The organism is Actinoplanes sp. NPDC049265, from assembly GCF_043197135.1.
In the GTDB taxonomy this organism is placed as follows: Bacteria; Actinomycetota; Actinomycetes; order Mycobacteriales; family Micromonosporaceae; genus Actinoplanes.
On the sequence record NZ_JBICSP010000004.1, the window covers coordinates 430,930 to 448,387 of the forward strand.

The 17,458-nt window shown below is 72.3% G+C and carries 20 protein-coding genes and 1 pseudogene; 13 read left to right on the forward strand and 8 right to left on the reverse strand.

Translation table 11 applies throughout. The features are described 5' to 3' along the window. Nucleotides 1–3: 3 nt before the first annotated feature. From ACGFIO_RS14090 to ACGFIO_RS14110, 5 genes and pseudogenes are all read left to right on the forward strand, one after another. Nucleotides 4–2,499, forward strand: coding sequence for a cation-translocating P-type ATPase (locus ACGFIO_RS14090; protein WP_392826284.1), 2,496 nt, complete (start codon nucleotides 4–6; stop codon nucleotides 2,497–2,499). A 53-nt stretch (nucleotides 2,500–2,552) separates the two neighbouring features. Next, complete coding sequence (locus tag ACGFIO_RS14095) at nucleotides 2,553–3,137, forward strand: hypothetical protein (RefSeq protein ID WP_392826286.1); 585 nt, start codon at nucleotides 2,553–2,555, stop codon at nucleotides 3,135–3,137. Nucleotides 3,138–3,254: 117 nt separating this feature from the next. Then, nucleotides 3,255–3,455: pseudogene (locus ACGFIO_RS14100) on the forward strand (DsrE/DsrF/DrsH-like family protein); the annotation flags it as partial. A 150-nt stretch (nucleotides 3,456–3,605) separates the two neighbouring features. Beyond that, the gene (locus ACGFIO_RS14105) at nucleotides 3,606–3,911 is read left to right on the forward strand and encodes a putative quinol monooxygenase (RefSeq protein ID WP_392826287.1); all 306 of its coding nucleotides are present in this window, start codon (nucleotides 3,606–3,608) and stop codon (nucleotides 3,909–3,911) included. Between the two features lies 1 nt (nucleotide 3,912). Further along, complete coding sequence (locus ACGFIO_RS14110; protein WP_392826289.1) at nucleotides 3,913–4,035, forward strand: hypothetical protein; 123 nt, start codon at nucleotides 3,913–3,915, stop codon at nucleotides 4,033–4,035. Nucleotides 4,036–4,086: 51 nt separating this feature from the next. Here ACGFIO_RS14110 and ACGFIO_RS14115 read toward each other — a convergent pair whose 3' ends face one another. Beyond that, nucleotides 4,087–4,482: an Hsp20/alpha crystallin family protein gene (locus tag ACGFIO_RS14115; RefSeq protein WP_392826290.1), complete on the reverse strand. Its 396-nt coding sequence runs from the start codon at nucleotides 4,480–4,482 to the stop codon at nucleotides 4,087–4,089. A 91-nt stretch (nucleotides 4,483–4,573) separates the two neighbouring features. Beyond that, on the reverse strand, nucleotides 4,574–4,717 hold the full coding sequence (locus ACGFIO_RS14120) for a hypothetical protein (protein ID WP_392826291.1): 144 nt from the start codon (nucleotides 4,715–4,717) through the stop codon (nucleotides 4,574–4,576). 162 nt (nucleotides 4,718–4,879) lie between these two features. Here ACGFIO_RS14120 and ACGFIO_RS14125 point away from each other — a divergent pair, with 162 nt between their 5' ends. The 3 genes from ACGFIO_RS14125 to ACGFIO_RS14135 are packed head-to-tail and all read left to right on the forward strand — an operon-like array spanning nucleotide 4,880 to nucleotide 7,437. After that, nucleotides 4,880–5,077, forward strand: a complete 198-nt coding sequence (locus ACGFIO_RS14125) for a DUF1918 domain-containing protein (protein ID WP_392826292.1) — start codon at nucleotides 4,880–4,882, stop codon at nucleotides 5,075–5,077. Nucleotides 5,078–5,087: 10 nt separating this feature from the next. After that, a complete protein-coding gene (locus ACGFIO_RS14130; protein WP_392826293.1) occupies nucleotides 5,088–5,999 on the forward strand; it encodes an ABC transporter ATP-binding protein in 912 nt (303 codons plus the stop codon). Beyond that, the gene (locus tag ACGFIO_RS14135) at nucleotides 5,989–7,437 is read left to right on the forward strand and encodes an ABC transporter permease (RefSeq protein ID WP_392826295.1); all 1,449 of its coding nucleotides are present in this window, start codon (nucleotides 5,989–5,991) and stop codon (nucleotides 7,435–7,437) included. Before ACGFIO_RS14130 ends, ACGFIO_RS14135 begins: the two co-directional genes overlap by 11 nt. 162 nt (nucleotides 7,438–7,599) lie before the next feature. Here ACGFIO_RS14135 and ACGFIO_RS14140 read toward each other — a convergent pair whose 3' ends face one another. The 3 genes from ACGFIO_RS14140 to ACGFIO_RS14150 are packed head-to-tail and all read right to left on the reverse strand — an operon-like array spanning nucleotide 7,600 to nucleotide 8,777. Beyond that, complete coding sequence (locus ACGFIO_RS14140; RefSeq protein WP_392826297.1) at nucleotides 7,600–7,965, reverse strand: hypothetical protein; 366 nt, start codon at nucleotides 7,963–7,965, stop codon at nucleotides 7,600–7,602. Nucleotides 7,966–8,017: 52 nt separating this feature from the next. After that, nucleotides 8,018–8,290: a DUF1876 domain-containing protein gene (locus ACGFIO_RS14145; protein ID WP_392826299.1), complete on the reverse strand. Its 273-nt coding sequence runs from the start codon at nucleotides 8,288–8,290 to the stop codon at nucleotides 8,018–8,020. Further along, nucleotides 8,250–8,777, reverse strand: coding sequence for a Crp/Fnr family transcriptional regulator (locus tag ACGFIO_RS14150; protein ID WP_392826301.1), 528 nt, complete (start codon nucleotides 8,775–8,777; stop codon nucleotides 8,250–8,252). Before ACGFIO_RS14150 ends, ACGFIO_RS14145 begins: the two co-directional genes overlap by 41 nt. A gap of 388 nt (nucleotides 8,778–9,165) precedes the next feature. Between ACGFIO_RS14150 and ACGFIO_RS14155 the strand changes: the two genes are divergently transcribed. Continuing rightward, nucleotides 9,166–9,378 (forward strand): hypothetical protein, encoded by a 213-nt coding sequence (locus ACGFIO_RS14155; RefSeq protein ID WP_392826302.1) that lies wholly within the window; start codon nucleotides 9,166–9,168, stop codon nucleotides 9,376–9,378. Next, the gene (locus tag ACGFIO_RS14160) at nucleotides 9,351–10,181 is read left to right on the forward strand and encodes an SPFH domain-containing protein (protein ID WP_392826304.1); all 831 of its coding nucleotides are present in this window, start codon (nucleotides 9,351–9,353) and stop codon (nucleotides 10,179–10,181) included. Before ACGFIO_RS14155 ends, ACGFIO_RS14160 begins: the two co-directional genes overlap by 28 nt. A 1-nt stretch (nucleotide 10,182) precedes the next feature. On the opposite strand, the gene ACGFIO_RS14165 is transcribed toward ACGFIO_RS14160, so the two are convergent. After that, complete coding sequence (locus tag ACGFIO_RS14165) at nucleotides 10,183–11,055, reverse strand: helix-turn-helix transcriptional regulator (protein ID WP_392826305.1); 873 nt, start codon at nucleotides 11,053–11,055, stop codon at nucleotides 10,183–10,185. 102 nt (nucleotides 11,056–11,157) lie between these two features. Between ACGFIO_RS14165 and ACGFIO_RS14170 the strand changes: the two genes are divergently transcribed. After that, nucleotides 11,158–11,784, forward strand: coding sequence for an NAD(P)H-dependent oxidoreductase (locus tag ACGFIO_RS14170; protein WP_392826307.1), 627 nt, complete (start codon nucleotides 11,158–11,160; stop codon nucleotides 11,782–11,784). Here the strand turns inward: ACGFIO_RS14170 and ACGFIO_RS14175 are convergent. Further along, entirely contained in the window at nucleotides 11,772–12,416 is a 645-nt protein-coding gene (locus ACGFIO_RS14175) for a hypothetical protein (protein WP_392826309.1), read from the reverse strand. The two genes, ACGFIO_RS14170 and ACGFIO_RS14175, sit on opposite strands and share 13 nt — an antisense overlap. 206 nt (nucleotides 12,417–12,622) lie before the next feature. Here ACGFIO_RS14175 and ACGFIO_RS14180 point away from each other — a divergent pair, with 206 nt between their 5' ends. Together ACGFIO_RS14180 and ACGFIO_RS14185 are read left to right on the forward strand one after the other, a co-directional pair. Continuing rightward, nucleotides 12,623–14,263 carry an ABC transporter permease gene (locus tag ACGFIO_RS14180; RefSeq protein WP_392826310.1) on the forward strand — a complete coding sequence of 547 codons (1,641 nt, stop codon included), beginning with the start codon at nucleotides 12,623–12,625 and terminating at the stop codon, nucleotides 14,261–14,263. A 434-nt stretch (nucleotides 14,264–14,697) separates the two neighbouring features. Continuing rightward, a complete protein-coding gene (locus tag ACGFIO_RS14185) occupies nucleotides 14,698–16,689 on the forward strand; it encodes a SpoIIE family protein phosphatase (protein ID WP_392826312.1) in 1,992 nt (663 codons plus the stop codon). Nucleotides 16,690–16,909: 220 nt separating this feature from the next. Here ACGFIO_RS14185 and ACGFIO_RS14190 read toward each other — a convergent pair whose 3' ends face one another. Next, complete coding sequence (locus tag ACGFIO_RS14190; protein WP_392826313.1) at nucleotides 16,910–17,380, reverse strand: hypothetical protein; 471 nt, start codon at nucleotides 17,378–17,380, stop codon at nucleotides 16,910–16,912. Between the last annotated feature and the right edge of the window lie 78 nt (nucleotides 17,381–17,458).

Sequence of the window (17,458 nt, forward strand, 5' to 3'; positions counted from 1 at the left end):
CCGATGACGGATCTACTCGTCGCCGGACTCACGTCCGCCGAGGCCGCCGATCGGCTGGCCGCGGACGGGCCGAACACGGTCACCCCGCCGCGGCCACGCCGGCTGGCCGGCCGGATCGGCCGTCAGCTCGGCGACCCCCTGGTCGCCCTGCTGCTGGCGGCGGCCGTGGTCACCGCCGTCCTGCGCGACCTGCCCGACACCGCCGTGATCGTGCTGGTGGTGCTGGTCAACACCGTGATCGGGGTGGTCCAGGAGGTCAGGGCGGACCGGGCCATCGCGGCCCTCGACCGGCTGGCCGCGCCCACCGCCCGCGTCGTACGGGACGGCGTCGACGTCATCGTGCCCGCGGCGGAGGTGGTGCACGGCGACCTGGTACGGCTGGACGCCGGCGACATCGTGCCCGCCGACCTGGAACTCTCCGAGGCACAGCGGGCCGCCTTCGACGAGTCGACGCTGACCGGTGAGTCCGTCCCGGTGACCCGCGAACCCGGCGCGATCGCGGCGGCCGGAACAGTGCTCACCACCGGCCGCGCGACCGGCGTGGTCGTCCGGACCGGACCGGCCAGTTCCCTGGGCCGCGTGGCCGGCCTGGTCGCGCGGACCCGGCCGGGACCAACCCCCCTGCAGCGCCGGCTGGCGGCTCTCGGCCGGACGCTGGGCATGGTCGCGGTCGCGGTGTCCGCGGTGGTGTTCGCCGCCGGAGTGCTGGCCGGGCAGCCGGTGATCCGGATGGCCGTCACGGCGGTGAGTCTGGTGGTCGCCGCGGTCCCGGAGTCGCTGCCCGCCGTGGTGACACTGGCGCTCGCCCTCGGGGCCCGCCGGATGGCGCACACCAGCGCCATCCCCCGCCGGCTCCAGGCCGTGGAGACCCTCGGCTCGGTCACCGTTATCGCGTCGGACAAGACCGGCACCCTGACCCAGAACCGGATGGTGGTCCAGGAGGCGGTGTGCCCGGACGGGGCACGGTACACACTCAGCGGCACCGGCTACGCGCCGGACGGCGTCGTCCGCCGCGACGGCGCGCCGGTCGTCGCCGGCGGGGACCTGCGTGAACTCGCCCGCGCCGGGGTCCTGTGCAACGACGCCGAACTCGTCGCACCCGGGGGTGACCGGGCCGGCTGGGAGGCGGCCGGGGATCCCATGGAGGCCTCGTTGCTCGCCTTCGCGGGCCGGTGCGGGCTCGACCCGGCCGCCGAACGGGAATCCGCGCCACGGGTCGCCGAGCACCCCTTCGACCAGCGCACCAGGCGGATGGTGACGGTGCACGAATCCGGCCTGGTGGCTTGCAAGGGAGCTCCCGAGACGGTGCTGGACCAGAACCGGGACCGCGTGCTGCTGGCCGCCGCGGCGGCGATGGCGGCCCGTGGCCTGCGGGTACTCGCCCTGGCCACCGCGACTTCCACGGACGAGGCGCCGATGCGGGCGCTCGGCATCGTCGGCGTCGGCGACCCGCTGCGGGACGCGGCCCGCCACACCGCGGCCGACTTCGACGACGCCGGCGTACGGCTGGTCATGATCACCGGGGATCACCCGGCGACGGCCGCGGCGATCGGCCGCCGGCTCGGCATCCTCGGCCCCGGGGACGAGGTAGTCAACGGCGATCGGGGGGTGACCGCGGAGGAGGCCCGGGTGTACGCCCGGACCCGGCCGGAGCAGAAGCTCGACATCATCGCCGCGCTGCAGCGGCGGGGCGAGATCGTGGCGATGACCGGCGACGGTGTCAACGACGCCCCCGCGTTGCGCCGGGCCGACATCGGGATCGCGATGGGCGGGGGTACCGAGGTGGCCCGGCAGGCCGGCGACCTGATCCTGGTCGACGACAACCTCGGCACCGTGGCCGACGCGATCGGTGAGGGCCGCCGCATCTACGACAACATCCGCCGCTTCCTGCGCTACGCGCTGTCCGGCGGGGTCGCGGAACTGCTCGTGATGCTGGCCGGCCCGCTGCTGGGCATGCCGCTGGCGCTGCTGCCGGCCCAGCTGCTGTGGGTGAACCTGCTGACCCACGGCGTGCCCGGGGTCGCGCTCGGCGCCGAACCGGCCGAGGCGGATGTCCGGCGCCGCCCGCCCCGGTCGCCGCAGGAGTCCGTCCTCGGCGACGGCCTGCTGCGCGATGTGCTCCTCGGTGGCCTCTGTGTGGCGTCGGTCGTCCTGGCCGCCGGGGTGGCTGCGCACCGGCTCGACCGGCCCTGGCAGTCGGTGATGTTCGTGGTGCTCGGCCTGGCCCAGCTCGGCGTGGCGCTGGCGGTCCGCGCGGTGCCCGGACCCGGGCGACCCGGGAACCCGTGGCTGCTCGTGGCGGTCGGTGTGTCCGGTCTGCTCCAGGTGGCGGGCGTGCTCGTGCCGTCGCTGCGGGTCCTGCTCGGCACCGATCCCCTGACTCTGGCCGAGTTGCTGGCCTGCGCCGCGGTCGCCGTCCTGCCCGGCCTGGCCCTCCGGGTCACGCGAAGTTCGGGACTTAGGTCCCGCACGCGACGGGCTGCCGGCCCGGGTGCGTGACCGCCGCGTCGGCGATCGTAAGGGCATAAGAGAAATCCACTGAGGAGGAAATCATGACCACCACCGGCCGGGGCCCGGCAGGCCATCTCGAGAAGGTCGAGGCGCCTGGCTCCATGCTCACCACCACCGCGGCTCGTGTCCTCGCCGTGCTGCGCATCTCCACCGGGTTCGTCTTTCTGTGGGCGTTCCTCGACAAGACCTTCGGCTGGAGCTACGCGACTCCCGGCGAGCGCTCGTGGCTCAACGGCGGCTCGCCGACCAAAGGCTTCCTCTCCGGCGTCGACGTCGGCCCCTTCCAGGGAACGTTCCACTCCATCGCCGGCACCTGGTACGCGGACGGGCTGTTCATGCTCGGCCTGCTCGGTGTCGGGCTCGCCCTGGTCCTCGGCATCGGCATGCGGATCGCGGCCGGCGCCGGCGCCCTGATGATGGCCCTGATGTGGTTCGCCGAGTTCCCGCCGGCCCAGCACAACGCGGCGGGCGAGGCGACGCACTCGACCAACCCGATCACCGACTACCACTTCATGTACGGCGTCGCGGCCATCGCCCTGGCCGTCACCTACGCCGGACACACCTGGGGCCTCGGCCGCTGGTGGGCGCAGCTCCCCTTCGTCCAGAAGCACCGCTGGCTCATCTGACCCACAGCACCGCGCAGTACCGATCGGCGGGCCGGCGACCATGCCGGCCCGCCGATTCTTCCGGAGGTGGACACGATGCGACGTCTACTCGTCCTGGGTGCCGGCACGGCGGGCACCATGGTGGTCAACAAGCTCCGCCGCGTCCCGAACTTCGACGACGAGGAGACCACCGGCCGCAAGCTCGCCATCATCTGCTCCAAGGGCAACCTGGACATGGCCTACCCGGGCCTGGTGCTCGCCAACGCCGCCCTCGGCGAAGGCGTGGAGACGCACCTGTTCTTCACCTTCTGGGGCTTCGACATGATCACCGGGCGTCGAGGCCGTCATCAACGCCGCCGACTTCATCGAGAAGACCGACGGCGCCCAGCTGCTCTTCATCTGAGCGGATCCGCCGACCGGGCAGGATCGGGCAACGGCCCGCCCGGATCGATCTAGGTAACGCCCGGTCCGCTCGGCCATCGTGGAGGCATGAACGTGACACATGGCTTCCACGCCACCATGACGGCCCGGCCCGGGCGGGGCGACGAGGTGATCCGGCTGCTGCTGGACGCGCCGTCGCTGCCGCACCCGGACTGCGTCGTGTTCCTGGTCGGCCGCTCGGCCGCGGACCCCGACGTCGTACACGTCACCGAAGGATGGACCAGCGCCGGAGCGCACAGCGAGTTCTTCGCCACCGAGCCGGCCCAGGCGCTGGTCGCCGCACTGCAGCCGTTGCTCGCCGGGGACTCGCGGTACTCCGACGAGGTGCCGGTCGGCGGCAAGGCACGGTTCTGAGATGGAACTGGTCGACGCCCTCTTCCCGGACGCGCCGATCTCGGTCGCCGCCCGCCGGACCCGCACCGCGTGGCTGGCCCGCCTCCTCGGATCCGGCCCCGGCACCGCCGTCGATCCCGTCTGAGACGCGAGCCGGCCGGCGACGTCCCGCGGTCGCCGGCCGGTGTTCTCGCGGTCATTCCGTGGCGTTGATCTCGATCTGCCGGCCGGTCGGTTCCGGCGACGTGAGCGGGATGGTCACCTCGAGAATGCCCTTGCCGTACGTGGCCTTGATCGCCGCCTCGTCCGCATTGGACGGCAGGCGGAACGAGCGCTGGAGCATGCCGTAACGGAACTCCGAGCGGTTCAGGCCCTTGTCCTCCTCGTGCCGTTCGGCCTTGACCGTCAGGATTCCGCCGTGCGACGTGATCTGCACGTCCTTGTCGGGGTCGAGTCCCGGCAACTCGGCGCGCAGCACGTACTCCTCGTCGGTCATCCGATCCTCGATCCGGATCGCCGGCATCGGGCGGGGGAAATCCATGTCGAACCAGTCGGTGACGTCACCGAACAGGCGCGGCAGCAGCGACACCATGGTGTCCTCCTTCCGTTCCTCTCTCTCCACTGCACTGCGGTGCGGGGGCGACGGACAGGGCCGAAAGACCCGATCACCGCGAGCGGGCGCCCTACGTCTGGGCGAGGCGGCGCTGCCGGTGCGCGGCCCTCAGCATCGCGAGACGGACCGAGCGGACGCGGGTTCGCGCGAAGACGAGCTGGGCCGGGAAGGCCGCACCGCGGTCGGCGAACTCGGCCAGCAGATCGAGCGACACCCGCACCCCGGGCGGCGATGCCGGCCAGGGTGGGACAGGGCCGTTGGACCACTCCGCCACGCGACCATCGGCCCGGTCCAACGGCCCTGTCACGGCCGCCCGGGCCGGCGCATCCTGGTCGTGGCGCGCCCGTCCGGGGCGCGCGAGCTGAGGAGGTTCCCCATGTTCGCGCACGTCGGTGATCGGATCGTCGTGGAAGGAGCCCGTCTCGGTGAACACCGCCGGGTGGGACTGGTGATCGCCGTGGACCGGGTGGACGGCACCCCGCCGTACCAGGTCCGCTGGTTCGACAACGACCACACGTCGCTGATCTTCCCCGGGCCGGAGGCGCACATCGAACCGGCCACGGCCGCGCGCTGAAGCCGTACCGATGGACGCCATCGTGGTACGGGACCTGCGCCGGGCCTACGGTCCGGTGCGCGCGGTCGACGGGATCGGCTTCACGGTGGCCGCCGGCGAGGTCTTCGCCCTGCTCGGCCCCAACGGCGCGGGCAAGACCACCACGGTGGAGATCCTGGAGGGGTATCGGCGGCGGGACAGCGGCGAGGTGCGGGTGCTGGGCTTCGACCCGGACACCGGCGGCCGGGAGTTCCGCGAACGGATCGGGATCGTGTTGCAGACGGCCGGGTTCGAGGAGGAGTTCACCGTACGCGAGCTGCTCCGCCTGCAGGCGTCGCTGTATCCGCGCCGGCACGACCCGGACGAGCTGATCGACCTGGTCGAGCTGGGCGCGAAGCGCACCAGCCGGGTCAAGGAGCTCTCCGGCGGCCAGCGCCGGCGCTTGGACCTCGCGCTGGGCCTGGTCGGCGCGCCCGACCTGCTGTTCCTGGACGAGCCCACGACGGGGTTCGACCCCGCCGCCCGGCACCGTGCCTGGCAGCTGATCGGCCGGCTGCGGCAGCTCGGCACCACCGTCCTGCTCACCACCCACTATCTGGAGGAGGCGCAGGAGCTGGCCGACCGGGTGGCCGTGCTGCGGTCCGGGCGGCTGATCGCGATCGGCACCCCGGACGAGTTGCGGGCGGGCGGTCGTCTGCCGGGCACGATCACCTTCCGGTTGCCGCCCGCCACGACCGTCGCGGATCTGCCCGCCCTCACCGGCGAGGCGCGCGCCGACGACGGCACGGTCGTGGTCGACACCCGCCATACCGTGTCCGACACCTGGCAGCTCACCGACTGGGCGCTCGCGGCCGGGTTCGAGCTGGCCGACTTCGCGGTGACGCAGCCGACCCTGGAGGCCGCGTACCTGGCCTTGACCGGGGAGGCCGGTCGTGAACAGTGAACTCGCCGTCCGCACGGGACCGGTCCGGCCGTGGGTGAGCCTGTCCGGGCACGCGATCGGCGCGTTCTTCCGCAACCCGATGGCGGCGTTCTTCACGGTGGCGTTCCCGCTGCTGTTCCTCATCATCGTGGCGGCACTCGTCGGTGACGAGCGCACTCCGGACGGCGTACCGGTGGCGCAATACCTGGTGACGCCGTTCGCGGTCTTCGGCATGGCGCAGGCGTCGTTCACCGTGCTCGCGGTCGACACCGCCGCTCTCCGGGAGAGCGGGGTGTTGCTGCGGCTGCGCGGCGCGCCGGTGACGGCCGCCGCCGTGATCGCCTCGCGGATCGCGGCCTCACTGGTCGCCGCGTTGCTGTCGCTGGCCCTGGTGACCGGCGTCGGGGCCGGGGTGTACGGCGTGCACATCGTCGGGCACAAGCTGCCGGCCCTGCTGGTCACCGTCGTTCTCGGGGTGGCTTGCCTGTGCGCTCTCGGCCTGGCACTGACGTCGCTCACCCGCACCGTGACGGCCGCGCAGGCGATTGCTCAGGGCATTCTGATCCCCCTCGCCTTCATCTCGGACGTCTTCATCGTGGGCGCCGACCTGCCCCGCGTCCTCGACGTGGCCGGCTCCCTGCTCCCGCTCAAACACTTCGCGCGGGTGGCCGCGACGGCGTTCGAACCCGGCGCCGGGTCCGGCTTCTCTCCCGGCCGTCTCGCCGTGCTGGCGGGCTGGACCGTCGCCGGTGCGGCGGTCGCGGCGTGGCGGTTCGGCTGGGCACCGCGCGGCTCATCATCGGGCACGACACCCAAGACCAAGATCATCGGGTACGAGCGGGATCGGCTGTCCGCGCCGGCCGTGCCCGGCCGGCCGGGCACGGCGGCGTTGTTCCAGGGGCAGGTCCGGCACGCGCTGCGGGGTGTGTTCCGGAACGCTCTGCCGGTGTTCTTCACGATTGTCTTCCCGGTGTTCATGCTGATCCTGTTCCCGGCGGTCTTCGGCGACACCCGGGTGCACGGCCTGCCCATGGCGCAGTACCAGCTGCCGGGCATGGTGACCTACACACTCGCGGTGGCCGGCTTCGTCAACCTGCCGGAGGATCTGGCCGCGGCACGGACCGCCGGCGTGGTCGAACGGCTACGCGGCACCCCGCTGCCGTACCCGGTCTTCCTCGGCGCGCGAATCGCCACCGCCATGCTGACCGGTCTGGCCGGGGTGATGCTGCTGATGGTGACCGCGGTGGTGGGCCAGGACGTCCGGCTGGATCTCGCCCGGCTGCTGGCGCTGCTCCTGTCCGTCGTCCTCGGCGGGCTCTGCTTCGCGCTGCTGGGACTGGCGCTGGTCGCATTGCGGCCGGGTGCGCGGTCCCTGATCGCGATCACGCTCGGCGTGCTGCTGCCGTTGTGCTTCGTGTCCGAGGTGTTCGTGGCCGGGCTGGCTGGCCGCGATCGGTGACGTCTTCCCGCTGCGACACGTGTTCGAGGCGATGCTCGCGGCGACCCGGCCGGATGTCGGCGGTGCCGGGGTGAGCTGGGCCGATCTCGGGGTGGTATTGCTCTGGACGGCAGCGGCGGCGGTCGTCGTCCGGTGGCGGCGTTCCGCCTGAGCCGGCCCTGGTCAGTCCTGGACGACCGTCACCGGGCACCCGGCCCGGTGGCGCACCGCCCGGACGACCGCCGCGGCCGCCGGTCCGCCGGACGGATCGGCCACCAGCAGCTCGGCCGTCCGGCTGGCGGCGACCAGGGTGACCGCGGCGTCCAGCTGCCGCCGGATGAACACGGTCACCGTCACGTCCGGATACTTCTCCGCCCACCGCCGGACCTGATCGTCGAGAGCGACCTCGTCGGACGGTGTGGCCGCGCCGACGCCGAGGACCACGACGGGCAATCGCCGACGGTCGGCCTCGATCAACGCGGCCCGGAGCACCGGGTCGGCCGGTGCCGGCCCGATCACCGCCGCGACAATCGCACGGGTGCTGGTCATACCTTCATCGTCCGGCCGGGACGGCCCGGCGGGCAGGGCCGGAGGTCCCGCCTCACGAGGTCAGGTGCACCGGCTTGTGGGTGAACTGCTCGATGTCGGCGGCACTGACGTCGAGCAGCTTGTAGGCGAGGTCGGCCAGAGCCCGCGCGGTGGCCAGCTCATCGCCGATCTCGGGAACCTCACGGTCGAGGGGCCGGCGCCGTGCCTCCCCCTCGCCCAGCATCGGCGACCGGCAGTCGGTGTGCAGACGGGCGACCGCCCTGGTGCGCCGGTCCTCCTCCAGCTCACTGATGTTGATCTCGACGGTCCATGTCCGGATGTGCATGACGGAACTCCTCGTCCGTTGGCTGTGACAGGGCGTACAGAGTGGCCAGCCGGCGCCGCGAGGCGGCCAGGCGGTCGGCCACCACGGCCAGGAAACGCGTGTGCAGCTCCCGGCCCAGGTCGGGGTCCTCGCCGATCAAGGCCCGGACGCCGGCCGCGCGGAACTCGACCGCACGCATCTCCTGCGCGACCACCGCACCGAGCGTGCAGCGGTGCGGGGGTACGAGCCACGACCACCCGACGACGGAACCGCCGGTGATCTGCTCGAACCTGATGTCGCCGCGCCCAGGTACGGCGAAATCGAGTGCCACGACGCCGGAACGCACCAGCCAGAACGACTCGGCCGGGTCGCCCTCGGCGAACAGCCGGGTGCCCGGGTGCCGTAGGACCGGCCGGCCGTGGACGGCGATCCGCCGCAGCCGGTCGGCGGGCAGGTCGCTCAGGAAGCCGTGCATGGCGACCTGGTCGAAGACCGTCAGGGACGTCATCACCCACCTCCTCCACGCGGCCCGCGCCGGACCCGGTCGAACAGGGCTTCCAGCACGGGTCCGGCGCTGATCAGGATCGCGAACAGCAGCAGGACTCCGGCAGTGGCCAGGACTGACATCGGGCGCCTCCCTCCGGTTCAGCCTGGCCGCGCCCGCCCGCGATCGACAGGGCCGACAGTCCCGCTCACCGCACCGCGAGGGCCGGGCCGTTCCGGGGACCAAAGACCCTGCCGATGGCGTACGCGGAGCGCCATGCTGGCCGTGACGCTCACCGGAGAGCCCGACCACCGCACCGGATCGGCTGATGATCCGGGTGGCTGCCCCCCTACCGGAGCCGCCAGACCCACCGTCGCCAAGACGGGCACCGGCCGGTGCGGTGGCACCTCCGGTGAGCGCCCTCCGCCATGTGCACGCCGGCAGATTCTCGCCCGGTGAGGAGTTGGCCGTGGTGGTCCGCGACGGCCGGCCGTACGGCGTGATCAGCGCCTCGGACGTACGCCGGGCCCTGCTCATCGCCCAGCTCGGCGGCACCCCCGACCACAGTGAGCCGAAGTACGAGGAAACGAGGCAGCCATGTCCACACCGGCCACCACGGCACTGATCATCGGCATCGGCGTCGTCATCCTGCTCTCGATGAGCCTGCGGCTGGTGCAGCAGTACCAGCGCGGCATCGTCTTCCGCTTCGGTCGCGTCCTCGACCAGGCCCGGCAGCCGGGCCTGCGGGTGATCATCCCGATCGCCGACCGGATGGTGAAGGTGACCATGCAGACCGTGGTCATGCCGGTACCGGCCCAGGGCGCGATCACCCGGGACAACGTGACACTGACCGTCGACGCGGTCGTCTACTACCGTGTCGTCGACCCGATACGCGCCCTGGTCAACGTGCGTGACTACCCGAACGCCATCCTCCAGGTCGCGCAGACCTCGCTGCGATCGGTGATCGGCCGGGCCGACCTGGACGTCGTCCTCAGCGACCGCGAGCGGATCAACGCGGAGCTGAAGGCGGTCATCGACGCGCCCACCGAGAAGCCGTGGGGTCTGCTGGTCGAGCGGGTCGAGGTCAAGGACGTCGCCCTGCCCGACTCGATGAAGCGGTCCATGTCCCGGCAGGCCGAGGCCGAGCGTGAGCGGCGCGCCCGGGTGATCGCCGCCGACGGCGAGTTCCAGGCGTCGCAACGGCTGGCCGACGCGGCCAGGGCGATGGCGGCGACACCCGGCGCATACCAGCTGCGCCTGTTGCAGACCGTGGTCGACGTGGCCGCGGAGAAGAACAGCACGCTGGTCATGCCGTTCCCGGTGGAGCTGCTGCGGTTCTTCGACAAGCTGACGGGTACGGCCGCAGCCACGGCCGAACCGGCGCCGCCGGTGCTGCACCCGGATCTGGAACGGCTCGCCGCCCACTGAGTCATGTCGTGGGCTGGTCCGCCGCTTCGCCCGAGGTCGCGGCGGCGGACCAGCTCGCGAGCAGGCGCAGGCCGTCCGCGGACGGTTGGTCAGCGGCCGCGTACGCGATCAGGACAAGGCCGTGGTCGTGGGTGAGTTCCATGCCCTCGCAGCCGAGGTCGAGGTCGCCGACCACAGGGTGGCGCAGGCTGGTGATGTCGGCTCGGCGCTCGCGGACCTCGTGGGCCGCCCAGAGCTGCCGGAACTCCTGGCTGCGGGTGGACAGTTCACCGACCAGCCCGGTGAGCATGCGGTCGTACGGGGCCCGCCCGGCTTCGGCCCGCAGCACGGCGACGGTCTGCGCCGCGGTGGCGGTCCAGTCGCGGTGGAACGTCTTCGCCCGCGGGTCGAGGAACACGAACCGGCCGAAGTTGGCCGGCCGGTGCGGCTGTTCGTACAGCGGCGACAGCAGGGCCCCGGCGAGCCGGTTGGTGGCGAGGATGTCGAGGCGGCCGTTCTGCACGAACGCGGGGATGTCGCGCATCCCGTCGAGGATCTGCCGGACGATGGGCCGGACCGTTTCGGCGCGGGCCGGCGTGCTTCGCCGCCGCGGCTGCGCGCCCCGGGCCAGGTTGTGCAGGTGGGTACGCTCGGCGTCGTCGAGCTGCAGGGCCCGGCCGACGCCCTCCAGGATCGCCTCGGACACCCCCGTCGCGTTGCCGCGCTCGAGCCGCTTGTAGTACTCCACGCTCATCCCGGCCAGCAGCGCGACCTCCTCGCGGCGCAGCCCGGCCACGCGCCGGCGGCCGCCGAAGTCCGGCAGGCCGGCCCGTTCCAGGGTGAGCCGGCCGCGGCGCGAGGTCAGGAACTCGCGGAGCTCGTTCTGGGCGTCCATGCCGTCGAATCTACGGCCGCGCCGGCCGCGGAGGGGGGCACCAGCAATGACCCCATGGCCGGGGACTCCCTCGACCGGCGGCGGGCGCGAAGGGTGGAGCGCATGAGGGTACATGTCGTCAATGCGCATCTGACCTATCCGAACTGGTCCGAGGGCGTTCTGAACCGAGCGATGGCCGAGAAGGCCAAGGAGTACCTCCTCGACCGCGGCCACGAGGTCACCGAAACCCGGGTCGAGGAGCATTTCGACCCGGCCGTCGAGGTGCGGCGGCACCTCGACGCCAGGCTGGTGATCCTGCAGACCCCGATCAACTGGTTCGGCGCTCCGTGGATCTACAAGCGGTACGTCGACGAGGTCTTCAACGCCGGCCTGCACAGCAAGACGTTTCTCGCCACCGATGGGCGCACCCGCTCCGACCCGTCCCGGCAGTACGGCACCGGCGGCCGGATGCACGGCCGGGGCTTCTTCACCGCCGCGACCTGGAACGCGCCGGCCGGCATCTTCAGCAACGCCGACAGTGTGCTGTTCGAAGGAAAGAGCGTGGACGACCTGCTGCTCGCCATCAGTACCAACTACAAATTCGTCGGCTACACCATTCTGGAGAGCTACGGGATCTACGACATCCACCACACCGACGTCGCCGCCGGCATCGAGGACTACGCCACTCACCTGGACAAACAGCTCGCGATGCTGGACACGTCACGGCCCGCCGCGGATCATCGGAGCTGAGCCGCCCGGCGCACGGCGACCGGCGCCAGCCGTCGTGTCAGGGACCGATGTCCGTCGCCGTACTCCCAGCCCACGTCGGCGACCACGACCAGGGCGTGCCCGACCCGGGCGACCGCGACGTAGGCAGTCTGCACCCGGCCGGTTCCGTCCGGGTACTGCACGGTCTGGCTGACGCTCAGCAGCAGCGAATCGCGGCCGGCGACACCCGTTGCCGCCAGCCGCCAGGTCCGGCCGTCGGCGGCGCAACGGGCGTGCGGCCGGGACACCGCGCCGCGCAGCCGCCACAGGTACCGCTCGGCACCCATGCCCCGGTACACCGCGACGTACTCGAGCAGGACCGTCGGCTGGGTCTCGGCCACCGGATAGACGACCCGGACCGCACGTTCGGCCGTCCGGACACCCACCCTCGACAGATAGGCGTGTGGCGCCGGCGGACGCAGCCACGGCCACAGATCCTGATCGGCCGGCACCGGGACGGCGCCGGCCAGGTCGGCCGGCTGGAGCATGGCCGAGCCCGGGATGGTCCCGGCCGGTGCCATCCCGCTCCGCGCCGCCGCCGGGGCGGCCACCATCAGCGAGACGACCCCGGCCGCCGTCATCAGCAGAACTCGGAGGTGAAGACGTACGCGCATGACCAACTCCATTTCGTCGGTGGGTGAAAGGGGGGTATCGACACCACGTTCGTCGGCGGTACAGATCGTGTTCAGGGCCGTTCGGCCCTTCCGGTGTGCCACTGTCCGGACGAGACTTTGGTCCCGGCCGGTCGGGTGTTCCGGCCCGGGCGGGAAGGCGGGCACCGGAGGAGCGTCGGAGCAGGACTCCAGCGAGGGGATGCGCGATGGCCGATGCGATCACCGCGGCCGGGGACGTCACCCCGGCTCGCGCGGGCGGCGGCATGAACGCCCTGGCCCGTACCGGGGCGCTCACCAGGCTGGCGCTGCGGCTGGACCGGGTCCGTCTGACCGCGTGGGTGCTCGTCGTCGGGGCCATGCCGGCCGCGACCGCCGCCAACTACCAGAAGCTGTACCCGACCGAGGCGTCCCTCGACGTCGTCCGTGGCGTGGTCGGCACTCCGGCGCTGGTGGCACTCAACGGGCCGCTGTTCCGGGTGTCCATCGGCTCGTTGACCAGCTGGAAGATCGGCGTGACGGCGTACCTGATGGCCGCGCTGATGAGCATCTTCACGGTGGTGCGCCACACTCGGGCCGAGGAGGAGACCGGCCGGCTGGAACTGCTGGGCGCCACGGTCGTCGGGCGGAATGCCCCGCTCACCGCCGCGCTGCTGACCGCCGGGCTGGCGAATGGCGGCATCGCCCTGGTGACCGCCGCCGGCCTGGTCGCCGTGGGCCTGCCCGGGACCGGTTCGGTCGCGCTGGGATTGTCGATCGGGCTGGTCGGCCTGGTGTTCGCCGCCGTCGCCGCGGTGACCGCCCAGCTCGGTACCGGCGCCCGTACGGCCAACGGGATGGCCGCCGCGGTGCTCGGGGTCGCCTATCTGCTCCGGGCGCTCGGCGACACCGGCCCGGCCGGGTTGAGCTGGGTCTCGCCGATCGGCTGGGCGACGCGGCTGCGGCCGTACGCCGGGGAGCGCTGGTGGGTGGTCGCCCTGTTCGCGGCCCTGCTCGTCGCGCTGCTGACCGTCGCGTACCGGTTCGTGGCCGCCCGTGACCAAGGCACGGGAGTGCTGCCCGAGCGTCCCGCTCCGGCGACCGCCGGCGCCTCGCTGAGCAGCCCGCTCGGGCTGGCCTGGCGGCTGCACCGCGGCACCCTGCTGGGCTGGATGATCGGGCTCGCGGTGGCGGGCGCGGTGATGGGTGGCGCCGTGCACGGCGTCAGCGATGCCGGCGATCTCAGTCCGCAGATGACCGAGCTGCTGGCCCGGATGGGTGGCCGCAAGGCGCTGGCCGACCAGTTCCTGGCCGCGGTGATGGGCATCGCCGGCCTGACCGCCGCCGCCTACACGGTCCAGGCGACGATGCGGCTGCGCGCCGAGGAGAGCGGCGGCCGTACCGAGCCGCTGCTCGCCACCCCGATCAGCCGGACCCGGTGGGCGACCAGCCATCTGGTCTTCGCCGCGCTGGGCACGGCGCTGCTGCTGGCGGTGTTCGGCGCGGCGGCCGGACTGGTGTACGGCGCGTCCACCGGCGACATCGCCGGGCAGGTCGCCCGCCTGACCGTCGCCGCCCTGGTCCAGCTTCCGGCCGCCTGGGTGGTGGGCGCGATCGGCGTCGCCCTGTTCGGTTTCTCGGCCCGGCTGGCCGCCATCGCCTGGGCCGTCCTGGTCACCTCGGTGCTGATCGTCGAGCTGGGGGCGATCCTCGGCCTCAACCACTGGGTGATGGACACGTCGCCGTTCACGCACGTGCCCAAGCTGCCCGGCACCCGGCTGGTCGGCACGCCGCTGGTGTGGCTGTCCGGCGTGGCTGTGGTCCTCGCCACCGGTGGCCTCGCCGCGTTCCGCCGGCGTGACCTTCGCTGAGGTCGGCCGGCGGCGCGCACCGGGTCGTTGTCCTCTGGGCGCGGCCACCGTCCGGACGTATTCAGGAGATGGCGGACTGTCCGAGCCGGGCAGGCGGGACCGGGAGGACGGCGGGACTGATGGACACCACCACGCCGCTGCTGCGGGTGCGCGACCTGCACAAGAGTTTCGGGCCCGTGCATGCTCTGGACGGCGTCGACCTGGAGGTTCCGGCCGGCAGGTGACCGCACTGTGCGGTGACAACGGCGCCGGCAAGTCGGTCCTGGTCAAATGCGTGGGACGACGCTGATTTCATCGTTGGTCGCCCACGAAGGGACGGGCAGGGCCGATGGTCTCGTCCGAACGGGCCAACACCCCTCGCCGAGGGTCTCTTCAAGGCGGGTGCGGATGCGCGATGATGTCTGCGTCGCCGGGTCGCGGTCAGGAGGTGCCGGGTGGTCTCGGAGCTTCCCGATGCCCAGATGCTCGCCATGCTGGACGCCGATCCGCAAGGCTGGGTGCTGGCCCGGGCGGTGCGCGAGGGCGGCACGATCGCCGACTTCGTCCTCTGCTACATCAACTACGCCGGGTGCCAGATCTTGGGCCGTGACCGCGGTGAGCTGGTCGGCCGGCGCTACCGCGAGTTGTGGCCCGAGACGGTGCACGACGGCACGCTGCCGCTCTACCGCTCGGTGGTGGAGACCGGGCGGCCCGCGACGCGGACGGTCTTCTACGACCGTTCCACCGTCTCCGGGCACTTCGAGCTGAACGTGGGGCCGTACGGGGACGGTTTCCTGGTCCGGTTCATCGACCTGCGGCAGGTCACGGTGTCACCCCGGTCGGACGGCGGCAGCCGGCTGTACGACCTGATCGACGCCGCCTTCGACGGGTTCACGGTGCTGCGGCCGGTGCACGACGCCGACGGCGAGATCACGGACTTCGTCTGCGAGTACGTCAACCAGCTCGGCGCCAAGCTCACCGGCCGGGCGGTGGAGGATGTGATCGGTCATCGGCTCAGTGAGATCTCGCCCGAGGCGTGGCCGGACGGCCTGTTCGAGCGCTACCGCACGGTCGTCCGGTCCGGGGAGCCGTGGCGGCAGGAGTTGTCGTACCCGTCGATCAGCCAGGTGTGGGAGATCAAGATCGGGCGGGACGGCGCCGGGTTCGTCGCCATCTCGTTCCGGGAGATCACCGAGCAGGTACGCCGGGAGCGCCAGCTCGCCGACAGTGTGGCCCGGGCCGGCGCCCTCGAGAGCGTGACGAACGCCCTGGTCGCGGCCAGCACCACCACCGACGTGTACGCCGCGATCGGCGCGGTGCTGCGCCCGTCGGCCGGCGGCGAGAGCCTGGCCCTGCTGCTGCGCGACGACGAGCACCTGCGCCTGAGCTTCCACGCCGGGTACGAGCCGGACGTCGCCGCCCGCCTGGCCGAGCTGCCGATCGGTCACCCGTACCCGGCCACCGCCGTGGCCCGCACCGGCCGCCCCCGCTTCCTCTCTTCGCCCACGCATTTCCACCAGGCCCAGTCGGCCTGCACCGACCCGGTGCCGCCGGGCGACCGGCAGGCGTGGGCCTTCCTCCCGCTGGCCGTGGCCGGTGACGTGCTGGGCGCCCTGGTGGTCGGCTACCACCGGCCCCGCGACTTCGACGCCGACACCACGACGACGCTGATGGCCCTGGCCGGCCTGAGCGCGCAGGCCCTGCAGCGGGCGCTGCTGTACGAGACGAGCAGCTCGATCGCCACCGAGTTGCAGCACGCCCTGCTCCCGGCCCGGCTGCCCGACACTCCGGGCCTGCGGCACGCCGCCCGCTACCTGCCTTGGACCCGTGGCACCGAGGTGGGCGGCGACTGGTACGACATCATCACGATCCGGGACGGTGTCGTCGGCGTCGTCGTCGGTGACGTGGCCGGCCACAACACCGCCGCGGCGGCGGCGATGGGCCAGGTCCGGGATGCTCTCCGCGCGTACGCGCTGGACGGCCACCGCCCCTCGGCGGTGATGGAACGCACCGGCCGGCTGATCCGCGACATCGGCCTGGACACCTTCGCGACCTGCTGCTATCTCGAGCTGGAGGTCACTACGGGCGCGGTCACCGGCGTGCTGGCCGGCCATCCGCCGCCCCTGCTCCGGCATGGCGGCCAGACGTCCTTCCTGGCCCTGCCGCCGGGCGCGCCGCTGGGCACCCAGCGTGTGCCGGCCTATCGTGACACCTCGTTCGTGCTGCCCTCGGGTGCGACGCTGCTGCTGTACACCGACGGCCTCGTCGAGGACCATCAGCACCCGCTGGACCTGGGGTTGGACGAGCTCCGCCGGGCGCTGCGCGCCGCCCCCTCAACCGACCCGACCAAGATCATCGACCACATTCTGGCCGGCGACGTCGGCCCCCGCCCGCGCCGCGACGACGTCGCTATGCTCTGCCTCACCCGCGCCCAACCCGACCCGTAAACCCCTCAACACACAAAGACCGATGTCGTAGCGGGGTGGGTGGTGCGGACCGTCGCTCACGCCGAGGGTCGCTCCGCTCCACGTGCGTGAGTGGTCGGGCCAAAAAAACGCCTAAAAGCACCTAAAGCGCCGAAAAGCGCCGGCCGCCAGCGCGAGTACCCTGCCGGACGGGTCGTTGAACGCGTCCTGGAACGCGCCCAAAGGGCGCTCCGGGCGACGTTCACCGGGCAGCCAATCCGGTCCGGAGGTCCTTTTCCGCGTCGGCGAGAGCGGCTTCCATCTTCGGCCCGAACTCCGCCAGCATCGTGTTCGCCGTACCGACACCGAAGCCGTTCGCGAAGTTCGTCATCAGCGTGTGCCCGAAATCAGTGACCTTGATCAGCTGGTTCGCCGCCGTTGTCGCCTCGGCGGGGAACGAGATGGCTCGCAGGGCTCTGGTGTAAGCGTCGAAGACGTCGGCGAGCTTCTCGGCCTCGACCATGACGGCCGCGCGGGACGGATCGCCGAAGCCGCCGCCGGACGACGTGGCGAGCTTGTCGTTCAGGGATCGCGCCGTGCGGTCGTAGGCGTCATGGAACGTCTGGGCCGCCCGTTCGAACTGGCCGGCCGGCCCGTTGCGGCCCCGGATGATCGGCACGGCCACCGCCACCGCCACGAGGACCAGCGCCACGGCCGCGACCAGGCCGATCACCAGCCCTCGACGGGATGCCGCCGGCGGTGAGGCCGGATGCGCACCGAGGGCAGCCGGATCCTGTGGGGACATCACGCC